Consider the following 16109-nt stretch of genomic DNA (forward strand, 5'->3'; position numbering starts at 1 on the left):
CGGCAGGCCGTTCGTGGCTCAGGCGCCGGCCCGGCGGAACAGGGTGATCTTGTCCTCGCCGACCTTCTGGCGGAGCTCGGGGTCGTCGATGCCCAGGCCCTCCTCGGGGGCCAGGCACAGCACCCCGGCTTTGCCCTCGATCTCGTTGCGGTGGACGGCCAGGGCCGCGTCGCCGGTCTGCTCCAGGGTGTACACCCGGGACAGCAGGGGCTGGATCTTGCCCTCGCAGATGAGCTGGTTGGCCGCCCACGCCTCCTTGTAGTTGGCGAAGTGGGAGCTGACGATGCTCTTCAACTTCATCCACAAGTGGCGGTTGTCGTACTCGATCATGTAGCCGCTGGTGGCCGCGCAGGTGACGATCTTGCCGCCCCGGGCCGCGGCGAACACCGAGGCCCCGAAGGTGGAGCGGCCCGGGTGCTCGAACACGGTGTCGACGTCGCGGCCGATGAGCGAGCGGATGTCCTTGCCCAACCGCCGCCACTCCCGCTCGTCCTGGGTGTGCTCGTCGGACCAGAACTTGTAGCCCGCCTCCTTGCGGTCGATGACGTGCTCGCAGCCCATGGCCCGCAGCAGCTCGGCCCGCTCCGGGGAGGACACCACGCCCACCGGCGTGCCGCCGCCGTTGAGCACGTACTGCACGGCGTAGCCGCCGATGCCGCCGGTGGCGCCCCAGATGAGGACGGCCTGGCCCTGCTGGAGGTCGCCGGCGTGCTTGCTGACGATCATCCGGTACGAGGTGGAGTTGCACAGCGCGTTGCAGGCCGCCTCCTCCCAGGACAGATGGGCCGGCTTGGGCATGAGCTGGTTGGCCTTGGCCACGGTGAGGTCGGCCAGGCCGCCGAAGTTGGTCTCGAAGCCCCAGATGCGCTGGTTGGCGGCCAGCATCGAGTCGTCGTGGGCCGAGGCGTCCTGGTCGTCGAGGTGGTTGCAGTGCAGGGTGACCTTGTCGCCCGGCTTCCAGTTGCGCACCGCCGAGCCGACCCGCACCACCACGCCCGAGGCGTCCGAGCCGACCACGTGGTACGGCAGGGCGTGGCGGGCGCCCCACACGCTCTCCTTGCCCAGGCGGTCGAGGAACCCGAAGGTGGGCAGGGGCTCGAAGATCGACGTCCACACCGTGTTGAAGTTGATGGCCGAGGCCATGACGGCCACGTACACCTCGTCGGGGGCCAGCTCCGGCGTGGCCACCTCGTCGACGTGGAGGGACTTGCGGGGGTCCTTGTCGGCCGAGTCGACGCCCTCCCACATGGCCATCTCGTCCCGCTTCACGAAGGCGGCCCGGTACGACTCCGGGACGTCGAGGGCGGCGATGTCCTCACCGGAGGCACCGGCCTGGATGGCGTTCAGGATCTCCTTCATGGGCGCGGAGCCTAGGCCGAGCCCCGACGGTGGCCCCAAGGGCGCCGGCCCACGGGCGGGTCCGGCCCGGGCCGGGTTCGACCGCCACCCGTTCCTCCGGGTCCGGGCCCCCATGGCAGCGCCGGCGGCCCGCCCCTACCATGAGGCCCTGCCTTCGTGGCGGATACCTCAGCCCCTTTTCCTCACAACCCGGGCCGATGCCGCCGATGCGAGGGGTGTCACCACGGTGACGAGCCGCCCCGGAGGCGGACACCAGACACTTGGGAGAGACATGACCGGCAACGAGATCCGCCTCGGACCCGACGACCTCATCGGTCGCGAGTTCGCCATCGGGCTGCGGGGCTACGACCGCGACGAGGTCGATGCCTTCCTCGCCCAGGCCTCCGACGCCTGGCGGGCGTCCCTCTCGGCCGCCCCGCCGGCCGGCCTGTCCAGCTCGGCCATGGCTGCCCTGGCCGGCGCCGAGGCCCCGGCCCCGTCGACCGACCTGTTCGCCGCTCCCGCCCCCTCGGCCGGTTCCATCTCGGCCCCCGACCCCTTCGCCCCGCCGGTGGCCGCCGACCCGTTCGCAGCGCCGGTGGCCCCGCCGGCCGAGCCGGCCCCCTCCGCGTCCGACCCCTTCGCCCCGTCGGCCTCCGCGGCCTTCGAGCCGCCGTCGTACGAGCCCGCCGCCTTCGAGCCGACCTCGTTCGGGGCTCCGACCCACGAGCCGTCGGCCTTCGCCGCCGCCCCCGAGCCGGCCCCGGCCCCGGCCCCCGAGGCGGCCCCGGCCGAGGTCCAGGCCACCCGGGCCGAGACCGAGCGCGACCGCACCACGGCCTACGCCGAGCGAGCGGCGGCCGAGCTGGACCGGGCCGCAGCCCGGACCGAGCTGGCCAAGGCCCAGGAGGAGGCCCTCCACATCATCGACCAGGCCCAGCGCCGGGCCGAGGTGGTGCTCACCGGGGCCCGTGACAAGGCCCGGGCCGAGGCGGAGACCGTCCTGGAGGACGCCCGCTCCCGCCTCACCCCGCTGCTGGAGCAGGAGCGCGCCGTGCGCGCCCGCCTGGCCCGCCTGCGCAGCGAGCTCGACGCCATCGCCGGCGAGGGCATCGAAGCGCCGGCGCCGGTCTCCCTGCCCCCGGCCCAGCAGATCGTCACCGCCACCGAGGACGATCCCGGCACCCCCGAGGCCCCGTTCCCGGTCGGCTTCGGATCGGTCACCGTCGACCACTAGGACCGGCCCCGGGCCCCGGCCCACTCCCTCCCTCCCCCGAGCCCGGCCCGAGCGGCCGGGCTCGGTCGCGCCCGGCCTCCGGGAGCCTGGTCGCCATTGGGTGAAGGCTCCGGAGCGCTCCTAGGCTGGCGGGGTTCGCCATCGCCCTGACCCCGGGAGATCCTCATGGCCGGATCCGTCATCCTCGCCGGTGCTCGCACCCCGATCGGCAAGCTCTCCGGAGCCTTCGCCTCCTTCAGCGCCGCCGACCTGGGGGCCAAGGCCATCAGCGCCGCCCTGGAGCGGGCCGGCGTGCCCGCCGAGGAGGTGGACTACGTCTTCATGGGCCAGGTCCTCCAGGCCGGGGCCGGGCAGATCACCGCCCGCCAGGCCGCAGTCGGGGCCGGCATCCCCCTGTCCGTGCCCGCCACCACCATCAACAAGGTGTGCCTGTCCGGCCTGAACTCCATCCTGTTGGCCGACCTGCTCATCCAGTCGGGACAGGCCGACATCGTGGTGGCCGGGGGCATGGAGTCCATGACCAACGCCCCCTACCTGCTGCCCGGGGCCCGGGCCGGCTACCGCATCGGCGACCAGAAGGTCGTCGACTCGATGATGTACGACGGCTTGTTCTGCGCCTTCGACCAGGTGGCCATGGGCGCCGGCACCGAGAAGTACGCGGCCTCGGCCGGCCTGGCCCGTGAGCCCCAGGACGACCTGTCGGCCAAGAGCCACCAGCGGGCCGCCGCTGCGGCCAAGAACGGCCTGTTCGACGACGAGGTCGTGGCCGTCGAGGTGCCCCAGCGGAAGGGTGACCCGGTGGTCGTCACCACCGACGAGGGTGTCCGGGGCGACACCACGGCCGAGGGCCTGGCCAAGCTGCGGCCGGCCTTCGACAAGGCCGGCAACATCACCGCCGGCAACGCCAGCCAGATCAGCGACGGCGGCGCCGCCGTGATCGTGGCCTCCCGGGCTGCGGCCGAGCGCATCGGCACCACGCCCCTGGGCGAGATCGTGGGCTACGGCCAGGTGGCGGGCCCCGACCCGTCGCTCCTGACCCAGCCGTCGCGGGCCATCAAGGACGCGGCCCAGCGCTCCGGCACCGACCTCGGGGCCATCGACCTGTTCGAGCTGAACGAGGCCTTCGCCGCTGTGGGCCTGGCCTCCATGGCCGACCTGGGCGTGTCCGACGACGTGGTCAACGTCAACGGCGGGGCCATCGCCCTCGGCCACCCGGTGGGGATGTCGGGCACCCGCGTCGCCCTCACCCTGCTCCTGGAGCTGGGCCGCCGGGGCGGCGGGTTGGGCGCGGCCGCCCTGTGCGGCGGCGGCGGCCAGGGCGACGCCATGCTCGTCCGCACCCTCGACTGAGGCCCTCTCGCCGACGCCCGACCACGTCGGCGCCGCGAGGTGTCAGGCCCGGGGTCTCCGGGTACCGTGGACCCCAGGCCGGGCCGCGAACCCAGCCGCCCTTCGCTCGGGGCACCGCTTCCACCAACGGTGGGTCGGTTTGACCGCCCGCACCCGGCTCGCCGGGGGGCGGTGTCCCGGGTGCGCCCTCAGTCGGCCACCGAGCGCCGGCCCTCCAGGGCCCGGCCCAGGGTGAGCTCGTCGGCGTACTCCAGGTCGCCCCCCACCGGGACCCCGCTGGCGATGCGGGTCACCTTCAGGGGCAGGTCCTTGAACATCTTGGCCAGGTACATGGCCGTGGCCTCGCCCTCCACGTTGGGGTTGGTGCACAGGATCACCTCGACCACGTCCTCCTGCCCGATGCGGGCGAACAGCTCCTTGACCCGCAGCTGGTCGGCCCCGATCCCCTCCAGGGGGTTCATGGCCCCGCCGAGGACGTGGTAGCGGCCCTTGAACTCATGGGTCTTCTCCACGGCCACCACGTCCCGGGGCTCCTCCACCACGCAGATCACCGAGGCGTCACGGCGGTCGTCGCGGCAGATGTCGCACAGGGGCTCGGACGCCACGTTGAAGCACCGCTCGCACCACGACACCCGGGCCTTGGCCTCGGTGATGGCCGCGGCCAGGCGCAGGGCGTCGTCCCGGGGCAGCTTCAGCAGGTGGAAGGCGATGCGCTGGGCCGACTTGGGACCCACACCCGGCAGCTTGCCCAGCTCGTCGACCAGGTCCTGGACCGGCCCGGTGTAGACCGCCACCGCCGCTCAGCCCCCGCCGAGCGCGTCACCCAGGCCGCCGAGGCCGCCCAGGCCCTGGCTCTGGACCTCGCGGACGCGGGCGGTGGCGTCGGCCAGGGCGGCCAGCACCAGGTCCTCCAGCATCTCCACGTCCTCGGGGTCGACAGCGGCGGGGTCGATGCGCACGGAGCGGAACTCGCCCACCCCGGTGACCTCGACCCGCACGGCACCGCCGCCGGCCACGCCCTCGAGCACGGTGGCGGCCGCCTCCTCCTGGGCCGCGGCCATCTGCTGCTGCATCTGCGACGCCTGCTCCATCAGGTTGCCGAGGTCGAGGCCGCCGCCCCCCAGCAGCTCCCCCAGGTCGAAGGGCTCGTCGTCGTCCCCGGTGGGGCCGGCCGACGTCCCCTCCGGCCCCACCAGGTGGGCCGGCAGGCTGGGCCCGCCGGCGGTGGGGCCACCCTCGTCGTCGTCGTCGCCGTCGGTGGGGCGGGACAGGTCGCTCATGGGTGCCTCCTGGGCGGGGACCCGGCGGGGGCCGGGGGACGGGCGGTGCTCACCGCTCCTCGACGATCCGGGCACCGGGGAAGGCCTCGGTCACCCGCTCCACGCCGCCCCGCTTGTCGAGGGGGGCGTCGACCAGCTCGTCGAGGTCGACCTCGTCGGGCGGTTCGGGACCGGTGGCGGGCGCCGAGCCGGGAGCCGCCCCGGCGGGACGACTGCCTCCGGCCGCCGGGGCGGCGCCGGCCCCGCCCACGGCCAGGACCAGGCGCACCGGGCGGCCCAGGGCGGAGGCCAGGGCGGCCTCGGCGTCGCCCCGCTTCTGCTCGCAGCGCTCGCGGTGGACGGCGTCGGGGAGGCCCACGGTGACGGTGGCGTCGTCGGCGTCGAGCACGTTGCCGGCCTGGAACAAGGCTTTGGCCAGGCCCTTCAGCCCGGGCACGACCTGGTCGACCCAGGCTCTCCCCACCTGGTCGACCATGGCTTCGGTGGGGCCGGCCGCCCCCGGCGTCGCCGCCCCCGAGGACGGGGGGGCGGGCGCATCCGGCTCGGACCCCCCCGGGCCCGAGGACGGGGGGTCGCCGGCCGGCGGGCCGGGGACCGGGGCCGGGGCGGCCTCGACCGGTCCGGAGCCGGGAGCCTGGGCCCGGTCCAACGGGGGCCCGTCGGCCGACCGCTCGGCGGACCCGGCGGGAGCGGGCGCCGCTGGGGGCGACGGGGGGGGTGGCGGGGCGGCGGGGGGCGAGGGAGCCGACGGGGAGGTCCGGGCCGGGGCGGCGCCTCGGCCGGCCAGGGCGGCCCGGGCCCGTTCCGCACCGCGGGGCTCGACCCCGGCCGGCGCCGCTCCGGGGCCCGGTCCCGCCGCTCCCGTCCCGGGCCGGGGCTCGCCGTTCGGCGTCGATCCACCGGTCGCCGGGGGCCCGTCGTCGCCGGGGGCCGGCCCGGCGGCGGAGGCCGTCGGGGGCGGGACGTCCGGGGCGGGAGGCCGCGGCGCCGGCGTCGACGCCGGTACCCCGCCCTGCTCCAGGCGCTCGATCCGGGCCACCAGGTCGGCCAGCTCGGGGTGGCCACCGGTGTCGACCGGCGCCGCCCGGGTGACGCGCACCAGGGCGACCTCCAGGGGGATGCGGGGGTCGGGGGCCTGGCGCATGCCCAGCAGGGCCTCACCCACCTCCTCCAGGGCCCGGGTCACGGCCCGGTCGGTGACCCGGCCGGCCCACGCCGCCACCTGGGCCCGGGCCGTGTCCGAGAGGTGCTCCTGGGGGCCGCCCATGCGGTGCAGGAAGACGTCCCGGAGCTGCGCCAGCAGGGACTCACCCAGCACCCGGGGGTCGCGCCCGGCGGCGGTGGCGGTGGCCACGGCGGAGAGGGCGGCGCCGGTGTCGCCGGCCACCACCGCCTCGACCAAGGCCTCGGCGTGGTCCCCGGCGTCGGAGACGCCGCCGGCGGCGGCCTGGTCGAGGGCCGAGAGGGTGTCGCGGGCCGAGCCCCCGCCGGCTCGCAGGACGTGCTCGACGGCCGAGTCGTCGACCTGGAGGCCGGCGTCGGAGATCACCCAGCGCACGTGATCGGCCAGCTCGTCCGCCGGGAGGAGGTGGAACTCGTAGTGCTGGGTGCGGCTCCGGATGGTGGGCAGCACCTTCTGGGGGTCGGTGGTGGCCAGCACGAACACGACGTGGTCGGGCGGCTCCTCCAGCGTCTTCAGCAGGGCGTTGGAGGCCCCGGTGGAGAGCATGTGGACCTCGTCGAGGATGTAGACCTTGGTGCGGCCGGGGCTGCCGAGGGCGACCCGCTCGACCAGGGACCGAACGTCCTCCACCTTGTTGTTGCTGGCCGCGTCGAGCTCCTGGAGGTCGTACGAGGTACCGGCCTGCATGGCCGTGCAGGCCGCGCAGACGCCGCACGGCTCACCGCCCTGGAGGTCCTCGCAGTTGAGGGCCTTGGCCAGGATGCGGGCCGTGGAGGTCTTGCCCGTGCCCCGGGGCCCGCTGAACAGGTAGGCGTGGCCCACCCGGCCGTCGGCCACCGCCGAGCGCAGCGCGTTGACCACCTGCTCCTGGCCCCGGACCTCGGAGAACCGCTGCGGGCGGTAGCGGCGGTAGAGGGACTGGTGGGCCATCGGCGGCGACTCTACCGAGCGCCGGGCCGACCTGGAGCCGGCCCTCGGGCGATCGGGCCCCCCACTGGTGCCCGGCCCGCGCCGGGTGTCGGGTGACGAGGCGCGAGCCCCGAACGCGTCCGTCCCCGCAGGGTGGCGGCCAGGTGATCTGCGGCGCACCTGACGTTCCGCTGAGAGCTGCTGCCTTCCGGCCCTGACTCGGTTCACGGGGTCTGGTCGCACAGGACCCGGCCGCCCCTGCGGGGACGGACCGGTCGCCAACCTAGCGCTTGGCCCCGCCCCTGCCACCCGCGCCTATCCTGGGCCGTCGTCGGGCCCGTCCGGCGAGGAGGGGTGCGAGAGCGGCCGAATCGGCACGCTTGGAAAGCGTGTGTGGGGCAACCCACCGTGGGTTCGAATCCCACTCCCTCCGCTCGGGCCGGGCCTTCGGGCCCGGCTCCGTCGCGTCTGACCGTCGATCACGGTCCGGAGAGGCCGCGGGTACACGTTGAGCGGCTCGCATCCTGGGGTACGTCGTGCGCATGGCCCACAGGCCCTCGTTCCCGCTCACCCGGTGGTCGACCGATCGTCGCGTGGCGATCGACACGTTGGCCCTCGCCCACGCGCAAATGGGTGAGCTGAAGGGCCCCGGTCGGCCAGGTCGCCCCCTCGAGATAGGTCGCCCCCTGGCTCACGCCTACATCGTGCGAGTGGTGGCGGAGTTCCAAGCGTTCACGCGGGACTTGCACGATCTCGGGGCCGAGCTGCTGGTGATGGGCTCGGGCTCACGCCCCGACTTCACGGCCCTCTTGGTCAGCGCGGTGACCGAAGGCCGCCAGATGAACCGGAGCAACTCCGACCTGAACACGCTCCGTTCCGACTTCCGACGACTGGGGATCCAGGGGTTGAACGGACGATTGGAGGCCGCCAACGGACACTGGGCGACCCGCCGCAAACCGCGCCGACGCGGCGACAAGGCCTACTACGAGGATCTCATCCGCCTTCGGAATGCTTTGGCCCACGGCAACCAATCGGACCTCGACCGACTGCGTCGTGAAGGCGTGCTCGACACTGTCTCATGGGGCAGGGCCCGCCTCCCGGGACTCGACCGGACCGCCAAGGCACTGGACCGCGTCGTGTGGGAGCATCTACGAACGACCTTCGGAGCAGAGCCATGGTGAGGCCATGACCGCGCAGTTCAAACCCGGCGACCGGGTCATCGTCCCGTGGGGCCTCGACGGCGAAGTCCTCGGCACCGTGGTCGAGGTCTGGGGTGACCCTCCGGCCCATGTCAGGGTGCAACTCGATGCCGAGGGGGACGCCGACGAGCCGGTCATCCTGCTCCTCGCCCCTTCAGCCGTGGCTGCCGCCTGACCGGTACGCCTGACCATCGGGGGGAGGACAGTCGGCCCCTACGCCGGGACCGGGTCAGCGGGTGCGGTCGGTGACGGCGTGGCGGAGGGCGGGGACCAGGGCGATGGGGCAACCCCGAAGGGCCAGAGCCTCCTGGTCGCGGATGAGGTTGGCCCGCAGGGGGCCGGAGACGGCCAGGCCGGCCATGGTGAACAGGAGGCCCAGGCCGTAGAGGGCCGGCGCCCCGGTGAGCACCACGCCCAGGAAGCCGACCAGGGCGGCGGCCTCCGAGGCGGCGGTGCGGGCGAAGAAGCGGCTCCGCCACGAGCGGGCCAGGGCCAGCTCGTCGGCGCAGTCCAGGCGCACGGGCCCGAACCGCACCAGCAGCAGGCCCGCCGCCCCGACGGCGGCCACCGCGGCCGCCATGGCCCACGGGGACAGGTCCTCGACGGCCGGCTCGCTGCCGGCCACCAGCAGGCCGACCACCACGCCCACCAGCACCAGACCCCAGGCGATGGAGAGGAACACGAAGCGCAGGGCCACCAACCCGTCGGGGCGCCCGTCCCGGGAGCCGGGGCGCCACCCGGGATCGTCGCCCAGCCGGAACGGGTCCTGGGGATCGTCTTCCTGGGGGTGCGCCATGTCGCGATGATGGCCGGGCCATCGGGCCGGGAGCGATCCCGGAGGAGGCGGCGGGCGGGGGACAACCCCACCCCCGGGCCACCGGGGGACGGGATGGCCGGTCCCGCCGGCCGTCCGTAGGTTGGGTGTCGTGGCCACCCTGGCTCCCCACCCCCCCACGAGGACCAGCGTGCCCCGCGCCGTGGGCCAGGCCCTGGTGGCCCCCGTCGCCCCCCGCACCCACGTGGCCCTCGTGCACCTGGTGCTGGACCTGGCCTCGGCCTGCCTGCTCTCGACCCCGATCCTCTTCCTGGCCGTGCTCAGCGTGGTGACGTTGCCCTTCATCCCGGTGTCGGTGATCTGCTTCCTGTGCCTGCTGGTGGCGGCCCGGCTGGTGGGCCACATCGAGCGCTTCCGCCTGGCCGCCGTGCCCGGCGTGCTCATCACCAACCCCCACCGACCCTTGGACGGCCCGTGGGCCCGCCGGGGCTTCGGCCGCCTCCGCTCGGCCGCCACGTGGAAGGAGATCGGCTACCACCTGGTGCACCTGCCCAAGGCCGTCGTGTTCGTGGCCGTCGCCCTGGGCACGTGGGCCCTGGGGCTGGCCCTGGCCACCCTCCCCCTCTACGTCGGCCGCGTGCCCGCCGGCCGGGCCACCGTGCTGTGGTGGGACATCGAGCCCGGGGCCGAGGCGGCGGTGGCCTGCGCCGTCGGTGTCGGCCTGCTGCTCACCGCGCCGTGGGTGACCCGGGGGCTGAGCCGCCTCACCGTCGGCATGGCCGAGGGGCTCCTGGGCGGGGGCGAGGCGGAGGTCCTGCGGGAGCGGGTCGGTGACCTGGAGGCCAGCCGGGCCGGCGTGGTGGACGCGGCCGAGGCCGAGCGGCGGCGCATCGAGCGCGATCTCCACGACGGGGCCCAGCAGCGCCTGGTGGCCCTGGCCATGAGCCTGGGCCTGGCCCGCGAGAAGCTCGACCACGACCCGGCGGCGGCCCGCGCCCTCATCGACGAGGCCCACCGCGAGGCCAAGAACGCCCTGGTCGAGCTACGGGACCTGGCCCGGGGCCTGCACCCGCCGGTGCTGACCGACCGGGGGCTGACGGCGGCGGTGGCCGGCCTGGCCTCGCGGGCCCCGCTCCCGGTCGAGGTCGACGTCCGGGTCGAGCGGCGCTGCCCGCCCTCGATCGAGGGCATCGCCTACTTCGTCATCTCCGAGTCGCTCACCAACGTGGCTCGCCACAGCGGGGCCCTCCGGGCCCGCGTCCTGGTGGTCGACACGGGCCTGGCCCTGGTGGTGGAGGTCAGTGACGACGGCGTCGGAGGGGCCCACACCGAGCGGGGCTCGGGCCTGCGCGGCTTGGCCGATCGGGTGGCCGCCGTGGACGGCTCGTTCCGGGTCGCCAGTCCCACCGGGGGGCCGACGTCGGTCCGGGCCGAGCTCCCGCTGCCCGCCGCCCCCGACGCCGGGCCCACCCCGCCGGCGGCCCCGACCCCGGGTGAGGGCCCGTGACCCCCGCCACCGACCTCAGGAGCGCACCGTGCGGATCGTGATCGTGGAGGACTCGGTCCTCCTACGGGAGGGCATCACCCGCCTGCTGGTCGACGCCGGCGAGGAGGTGGTGGGCACGGCCGGCGACGCCGAGGAGGCCATGGCCGTGGTGGCGGCCGAGCGGCCCGACATCGTGGTCACCGACGTGCGGATGCCGCCCGCCTTCACCGACGAGGGCCTGCGGGCCGCCATCGCCATCCGGGCCGCCTGGCCCGAGGTGGCCGTGCTCGTCCTGTCCCAGTGGGTCGAGGAGCGCTACGCCACCGAGCTGCTGGCCGGCTCCACCGTGGGGGTCGGCTACCTGCTCAAGGACCGGGTGGCCGACGTGCGCGACTTCGTCGACGCCGTGCGCCGGGTCGGCTCCGGCGGCACCGCCCTCGACCCGGACGTGGTGTCGCAGCTGCTGGCCACCAGCCGGCACCGGAGCCCGTTGGAGGCGTTGACCCCCCGCGAGACCGAGGTGCTCAAGCTCATGGCCGAGGGCCGCAGCAACAGCGCCATCGCCGCCGCCCTGGTGGTGTCGGACGGGGCCGTCGAGAAGCACGTGTCGAACATCTTCATGAAGCTCGACCTCCCGCCGGCCGACACCGACCACCGCCGGGTGCTGGCCGTGCTCCAGTACCTGGAGGCGGCGCCGTGACCGCCGTCCTCGACCCGGCCCCGGCCGGCGCCGGAGGCGACGGGCCGCCCCGGGGCCGGCCCGGGCGGCGGCCCCCGTCGACCCCGTTCCTGGTGGCCGTCCGCATCATCCTCCTGCTGGGAGGGGGGCTGCTCACCGTGTGCCTCCTGGCCGGCCTCACCTACTCCGCGGCCGGCGTGCTGGTCCGCACCGCCGAGCGGGCCGACACCACCCTGCGGGGTCGCATCGACCGGGTCGAGGTCCACGTGTCCGGCTCGGTCGAGGTCCACCCCGGGCCCGAGGGCCGGGCCCGCGTCCAGCGCCGCTCGGACTTCTCCTTCGACCGCCCCCAGGTGCGCCAGGAGATCGTGGACGGCGTCCTGGAGCTGCGCTACGGCTGCCGCGACGTCGCCGTGATCTGCGGCCACCACATCGACCTGGCCGTGCCCCACGGGGCCGACCTGGTCATCGAGGCCGACCACGTCGTGGTGGCCGACACCACGGGGTCGATCCGCCTCCGCAGCGGCGGCGGGACGGTCGAGCTGGAGCGGGTGGCCGGGCCGATCGACGCTCAGGTCGGGGGGGGCGCCATCATCGGACGGGACGTCCGCTCCACCGATGTGCGGGCCAGCGCCGGCGGCGGCAGCATCGAGATCGACTTCTCCCGCCCGCCGCAGTGGGTCGACGTGTCGGCCGGGGCCGGCCACATCGGCCTGGTCCTGCCCCGCGGCCAGGCCGCCTACCGGGTGGACGCCGAGGCCGGCGTGGGGGAGTCGCAGGTGAGCGTGCGCACCGACCCCGGCAGCGACCGGGTGATCCGGGCCCGGGCCGGCGCCGGCGACGTGGTCGTCCGCTACGGCCCCGCCTGAACCTTCTCCAGCCGGCGCTCCTCGGGCCCGGCCCGGGCCCGGTCGAGGAACCTTCCGGCCGCACCCTCGGAGAGGCCCCTTCGCGACCCGGACCTCGCCCTCGCACCTTGGCCCGTGGCCCTCGTCGAGGCCGCGCCCACGCCGCGGCGCGAGACGTGGCCCCGGGGTGGGGTGGGGCTGTCCCCACCCCCGGCGCGGGGCAGGCACCACCGGGCGGTCGGTGGCCGGCGCCATCGAAGGCGCCGGCCGGTTCCCGGACGATGGGTGGAGCACGCCGACGACTGCCCGAGGAGGCCGACCGTGCCCACCACCGCCCCCATCGCCACCCCCGCTCCCCCGGGGCCCGACCCGGCCCGCACCTCCGCCGTCCGGGCCTTCCTGGTCCGTAAGGTCTACGGGTCCGGTCCCGCCGCCGTGACCGCCCTGGACGACGTCACCGTGGGGGTGGCCCGGGGCAGCTTCGTGGCCGTCATGGGCCCGTCCGGCTCGGGCAAGTCCACGCTGCTCCACTGCCTGGCCGGCCTCGACACGGTCACCTCCGGCTCCATCGAGATCGCCGGTGTCGACCTCTCGACCCTGCCGGACCGGGAGCTGACGAGGTTGCGCCGCGACCGCGTCGGCTTCGTGTTCCAGTCGTTCAACCTGGTGCCCACGCTGACCGCGGCCGAGAACATGACCCTGCCGGCCCTGCTGGCCGGGCGGAAGGTCGACCCGGCCTGGATGGCCGAGGTGGTGACGGCCGTCGGCCTCGGCGACCGCCTCGACCACAAGCCCTCCGAGCTCTCCGGCGGCCAGCAGCAGCGGGTGGCCGTGGCCCGGGCCCTGCTGGCCCGGCCCGAGGTGACCTTCGCCGACGAGCCCACCGGCAACCTCGACTCCCGGGCCGGGGGCGAGGTGCTCGGCTTCCTGCGCCGGGCGGTCGACGCCATGGGCCAGACCGTGGTGATGGTGACCCACGACCCGGTCGCCGCGGCCCACGCCGACCGTGTCCTGTTCCTGGCCGATGGAGCCCTCGTCGACGAGATGTCCGACCCCACCGCCGCCCGCGTGCTCGACCGCCTGAAGCGCTTCGGCGACTGACCCAGCCCGCCCGCCGATCCCCGACCCGAGGAAGAACCCCATGTTGCGCATCGCGCTCCGCACCCTGCGGGCCCACGCCCGCCGCTTCACCTCCACCGTCGTCGCCGTGGCCATCGGCATCGCCTTCCTGGCCGGCGTCCTGGTCCTGGTGGCCACGTTCCAACGGAACTTCGACGACATGTTCACCACCGGCGCGGCCGGGACCGACGCCGCCGTCCGCTCCGACAGCGCCATCGACCTCGGCTTCGGCGACGCGGCCCGGGGGGAGGTCGACGCCTCGCTGGCCGAGGTCATCTCCGGGGTCGACGGGGTGGCCCAGGTCGCCCCGGTCCGCAGTGGCACGGCCCAGATCGAGGGGACCGACGGCGAGATCATCGGCGGGGGCGGCCCGCCCCAGGTCGGGTCCCAGTGGGTCGCGGTGCCAGCCCTCAACCCCTGGCGGATCACCGACGGCCGGGCCCCCGCCGGCCCGGAGGAGGTCGTGATCGACCGGGCCTCGTCCCGCCAGGGTGACCTGGAGGTGGGCGACACCACCCGGGTCTTCACCCCCGAGCCGCTGGAGGTCACCGTGGTCGGCGTCGCCACCTACGGCACGGCCGACTCCTCCGGGCCCCTGACCCAGGCCCTGTTCAGCGAGGAGGGCGCCGTCGCCCACCTGGGCGGCACCGCCGGCCACGTGGACAGCTTCCTGGTGGCGGCCGAGGAGGACGTGAGCCAGGAGCAGGTCACGGCGGCCGTCGAGCGGGCCCTGCCCGAGGGCACCGAGGCCGTGACCGGCGCCGTGCTGACCGAGGAGAGCCAGCAGATCGGCCGCGACTTCGTCGGCGTGCTGCGCCCGGCGTTGCTGGCCTTCGCCCTCATCGCCCTGGTCGTGGGGGCCTTCAGCATCTACAACACGTTCGCCATCGTGGTGGCTCAACGGACCCGTGACGCCGCCCTGCTGCGGGCTCTGGGCGCCTCCCGGGCCCAGGTGATCGGCTCGACCCTGGTCGAGGCCACCGTCGTGGGGCTGGTCGGGGCGGCCCTCGGGCTGCTGGCCGGCATCGGCCTGGCCGCCGGGATGAGCGCGCTGATGGCCGGCTTCACGGGCATGAGCTCGTCGTCGCTGGTGATCACCGCCGTCACCGTGGCCACTGCCTTGGTCGTGGGCACCGGCGTCACCGTGGTCTCGGCCCTCCTGCCGGCCCGCCGGGCCTCCAAGGTCCCCCCGGTGGCTGCCCTCCGGGACGTGGCCGTGGACGGGGGCCGGGTCGGTCGCACCCGCACCGTGGCCGGGCTGGTCCTGCTGGCCGTCGGCGTGGCCCTCGGCGCCGCCGTGGTGGCGGGCAGCTCCAGCACCGCGGTGGCCGGTGGCGGGGCGGCCCTCCTGCTCCTGGCGGCCATCGTCTTGGCCCCCGGCGCCGCCGGTCCCCTGGTGCGGGTGGTGGGCGCGCCCCTGGCCCGGCTCCGGGGCGTGACCGGGCTGATGGCCCGCCGCAACGCGGTGCGCAACCCCCGCCGCACCGGCAGCACGGCCACCGCCCTGATCATCGGCGTGGCCGTGGTGGGGCTCTTCACCGTGGTCGCCTCGTCGCTCCAGGCCTCGCTCGACCGCATCGTCGACGAGCAGATCGCCGGTGACGTGGTGGTCTCGGGTCCCGAGGTCGACGGCTTCGTGGGCCTGGCCCCGTCGCTCCAGCAGCGGCTGGCCGGCCTGCCCGAGACGGGGGCGGCGGTGGGCATCGGGTCCATGCCGGCCACCGTCGACGGGGAGGACGACTTCCTCAACTTCGCCGACGCCGCCGGCCTCGACCGGGTGATCGACCTGGACGTCACCCGGGGCCGGCCCGCCGAGCTGGGGCCGGGGGCCATCGCCGTCTCCCAGGGCTACGCCGAGGACCACGGGCTGGGCCTGGGCGACACGTTGCCGGTGCGCTACATCGACGGCCAGGCCGAGGATCTCACCGTCGGCCTGGTGTACGAGACCACCACCCTGGCCGGCCCGTACTTCGTGGACACGGCCACGGTGACGCCCCACGCCCCGCAGGTGGGGCCGACCCAGATGCTGCTGAAGGCGGCCCCCGGGGTGAGCCCCGAGCAGCTCGAGGAAGCGGCCCAGGCCGCGGCGGCCGACTGGCCCGGGAGCACCATCGAGACCCGGGCCGAGTTCGCCGAGACCCAGGGTCGCAGCGTCGACCAGATGCTGATGCTGATCTACGTGCTGCTGGCCCTGTCCATCGGCATCGCCCTGATGGGCATCGCCAACACCATCTCGTTGGCCACCCTGGAGCGTCGCCACGAGCTGGGCCTGCTCCGGGCCGTGGGCCAGACCCGCCGCCAGGTGCGATCCATGGTCCGCTGGGAGGCGATCATGGTCTCGTCGCTGGGCACGCTGGTCGGCCTGGCCGTGGGCGTGGCCGGGGCCTGGATGGTGGTCAGCGCGGCCGGCTCGGACTTCGACCAGGTGGCCGTCCCCCTCCAGCCGCTGGCCACCATCGCCCTGATCGGGGCGGCGGCCGGGGTGCTGGCCTCGGCCCGCCCCGCGGCCCGGGCCGCTCGCACCGACGTGCTCACCGCCATCGCCGCCGGGTAGGCCGGCCGTTCGCGGTGCCGGTCGCCCCGGGCCGGCACCGCCCTCCTCCCCGGCCGCCCCCTCCTCGGGTGGGCGGCCGGGGAACCGCCAGCTCCCGGGGCCGGCCGGCCGGCCCTCACCGCCCCGGACCGATGGGGCCCTCTCGTTCGGGA

Annotated in this window: 14 protein-coding genes, 1 tRNA gene and 1 other RNA gene; 10 read left to right on the forward strand and 6 right to left on the reverse strand. The window is 75.3% G+C overall.

Annotation, left to right across the window (positions count from 1 at the left end):
- Positions 1–18 precede the first annotated feature (18 nt).
- Positions 19–1359: a crotonyl-CoA carboxylase/reductase gene (gene ccrA, locus VEW93_00190; GenBank protein HYI60205.1), complete on the reverse strand. Its 1341-nt coding sequence runs from the start codon at positions 1357–1359 to the stop codon at positions 19–21.
- 271 nt (positions 1360–1630) lie between these two features.
- On the opposite strand from ccrA, the gene VEW93_00195 reads away from it, so the two are divergent.
- Together VEW93_00195 and VEW93_00200 are read left to right on the forward strand one after the other, a co-directional pair.
- On the forward strand, positions 1631–2575 hold the full coding sequence (locus VEW93_00195; protein HYI60206.1) for a DivIVA domain-containing protein: 945 nt from the start codon (positions 1631–1633) through the stop codon (positions 2573–2575).
- A gap of 165 nt (positions 2576–2740) precedes the next feature.
- A complete protein-coding gene (locus tag VEW93_00200) occupies positions 2741–3925 on the forward strand; it encodes an acetyl-CoA C-acetyltransferase (protein HYI60207.1) in 1185 nt (394 codons plus the stop codon).
- A gap of 188 nt (positions 3926–4113) precedes the next feature.
- On the opposite strand, the gene recR is transcribed toward VEW93_00200, so the two are convergent.
- The 4 genes from recR to ffs form a co-directional block, all read right to left on the reverse strand.
- Complete coding sequence (recR, locus tag VEW93_00205; protein ID HYI60208.1) at positions 4114–4719, reverse strand: recombination mediator RecR; 606 nt, start codon at positions 4717–4719, stop codon at positions 4114–4116.
- A gap of 6 nt (positions 4720–4725) precedes the next feature.
- Positions 4726–5205, reverse strand: coding sequence for a YbaB/EbfC family nucleoid-associated protein (locus VEW93_00210; GenBank protein HYI60209.1), 480 nt, complete (start codon positions 5203–5205; stop codon positions 4726–4728).
- Between the two features lie 49 nt (positions 5206–5254).
- Complete coding sequence (gene dnaX, locus VEW93_00215) at positions 5255–7318, reverse strand: DNA polymerase III subunit gamma/tau (protein ID HYI60210.1); 2064 nt, start codon at positions 7316–7318, stop codon at positions 5255–5257.
- A 134-nt stretch (positions 7319–7452) separates the two neighbouring features.
- An RNA gene (gene ffs / locus VEW93_00220) (signal recognition particle sRNA small type) lies at positions 7453–7551 on the reverse strand.
- 94 nt (positions 7552–7645) lie between these two features.
- Between ffs and VEW93_00225 the strand changes: the two genes are divergently transcribed.
- The 3 genes from VEW93_00225 (at position 7646) to VEW93_00235 (ending at position 8671) form a co-directional block, all read left to right on the forward strand.
- Positions 7646–7730: transfer RNA gene (locus VEW93_00225), tRNA-Ser, on the forward strand.
- Positions 7731–8010: 280 nt separating this feature from the next.
- Positions 8011–8478: a hypothetical protein gene (locus VEW93_00230; GenBank protein HYI60211.1), complete on the forward strand. Its 468-nt coding sequence runs from the start codon at positions 8011–8013 to the stop codon at positions 8476–8478.
- 4 nt (positions 8479–8482) lie between these two features.
- Complete coding sequence (locus tag VEW93_00235) at positions 8483–8671, forward strand: hypothetical protein (protein ID HYI60212.1); 189 nt, start codon at positions 8483–8485, stop codon at positions 8669–8671.
- Between the two features lie 54 nt (positions 8672–8725).
- On the opposite strand, the gene VEW93_00240 is transcribed toward VEW93_00235, so the two are convergent.
- A complete protein-coding gene (locus tag VEW93_00240; protein ID HYI60213.1) occupies positions 8726–9292 on the reverse strand; it encodes a hypothetical protein in 567 nt (188 codons plus the stop codon).
- Positions 9293–9422: 130 nt separating this feature from the next.
- Here VEW93_00240 and VEW93_00245 point away from each other — a divergent pair, with 130 nt between their 5' ends.
- The 5 genes from VEW93_00245 (at position 9423) to VEW93_00265 (ending at position 15957) form a co-directional block, all read left to right on the forward strand.
- Positions 9423–10778 (forward strand): sensor domain-containing protein, encoded by a 1356-nt coding sequence (locus VEW93_00245; GenBank protein ID HYI60214.1) that lies wholly within the window; start codon positions 9423–9425, stop codon positions 10776–10778.
- 28 nt (positions 10779–10806) lie between these two features.
- Complete coding sequence (locus tag VEW93_00250) at positions 10807–11457, forward strand: response regulator transcription factor (GenBank protein ID HYI60215.1); 651 nt, start codon at positions 10807–10809, stop codon at positions 11455–11457.
- Positions 11454–12305, forward strand: coding sequence for a hypothetical protein (locus tag VEW93_00255; GenBank protein ID HYI60216.1), 852 nt, complete (start codon positions 11454–11456; stop codon positions 12303–12305). Before VEW93_00250 ends, VEW93_00255 begins: the two co-directional genes overlap by 4 nt.
- A 300-nt stretch (positions 12306–12605) precedes the next feature.
- Positions 12606–13385, forward strand: coding sequence for an ABC transporter ATP-binding protein (locus tag VEW93_00260; protein ID HYI60217.1), 780 nt, complete (start codon positions 12606–12608; stop codon positions 13383–13385).
- 40 nt (positions 13386–13425) lie between these two features.
- Complete coding sequence (locus tag VEW93_00265) at positions 13426–15957, forward strand: FtsX-like permease family protein (protein HYI60218.1); 2532 nt, start codon at positions 13426–13428, stop codon at positions 15955–15957.
- Positions 15958–16109 lie beyond the last annotated feature (152 nt).

The organism is Acidimicrobiales bacterium, assembly GCA_035630295.1.
GTDB lineage: Bacteria > Actinomycetota > Acidimicrobiia > Acidimicrobiales > Iamiaceae > Iamia.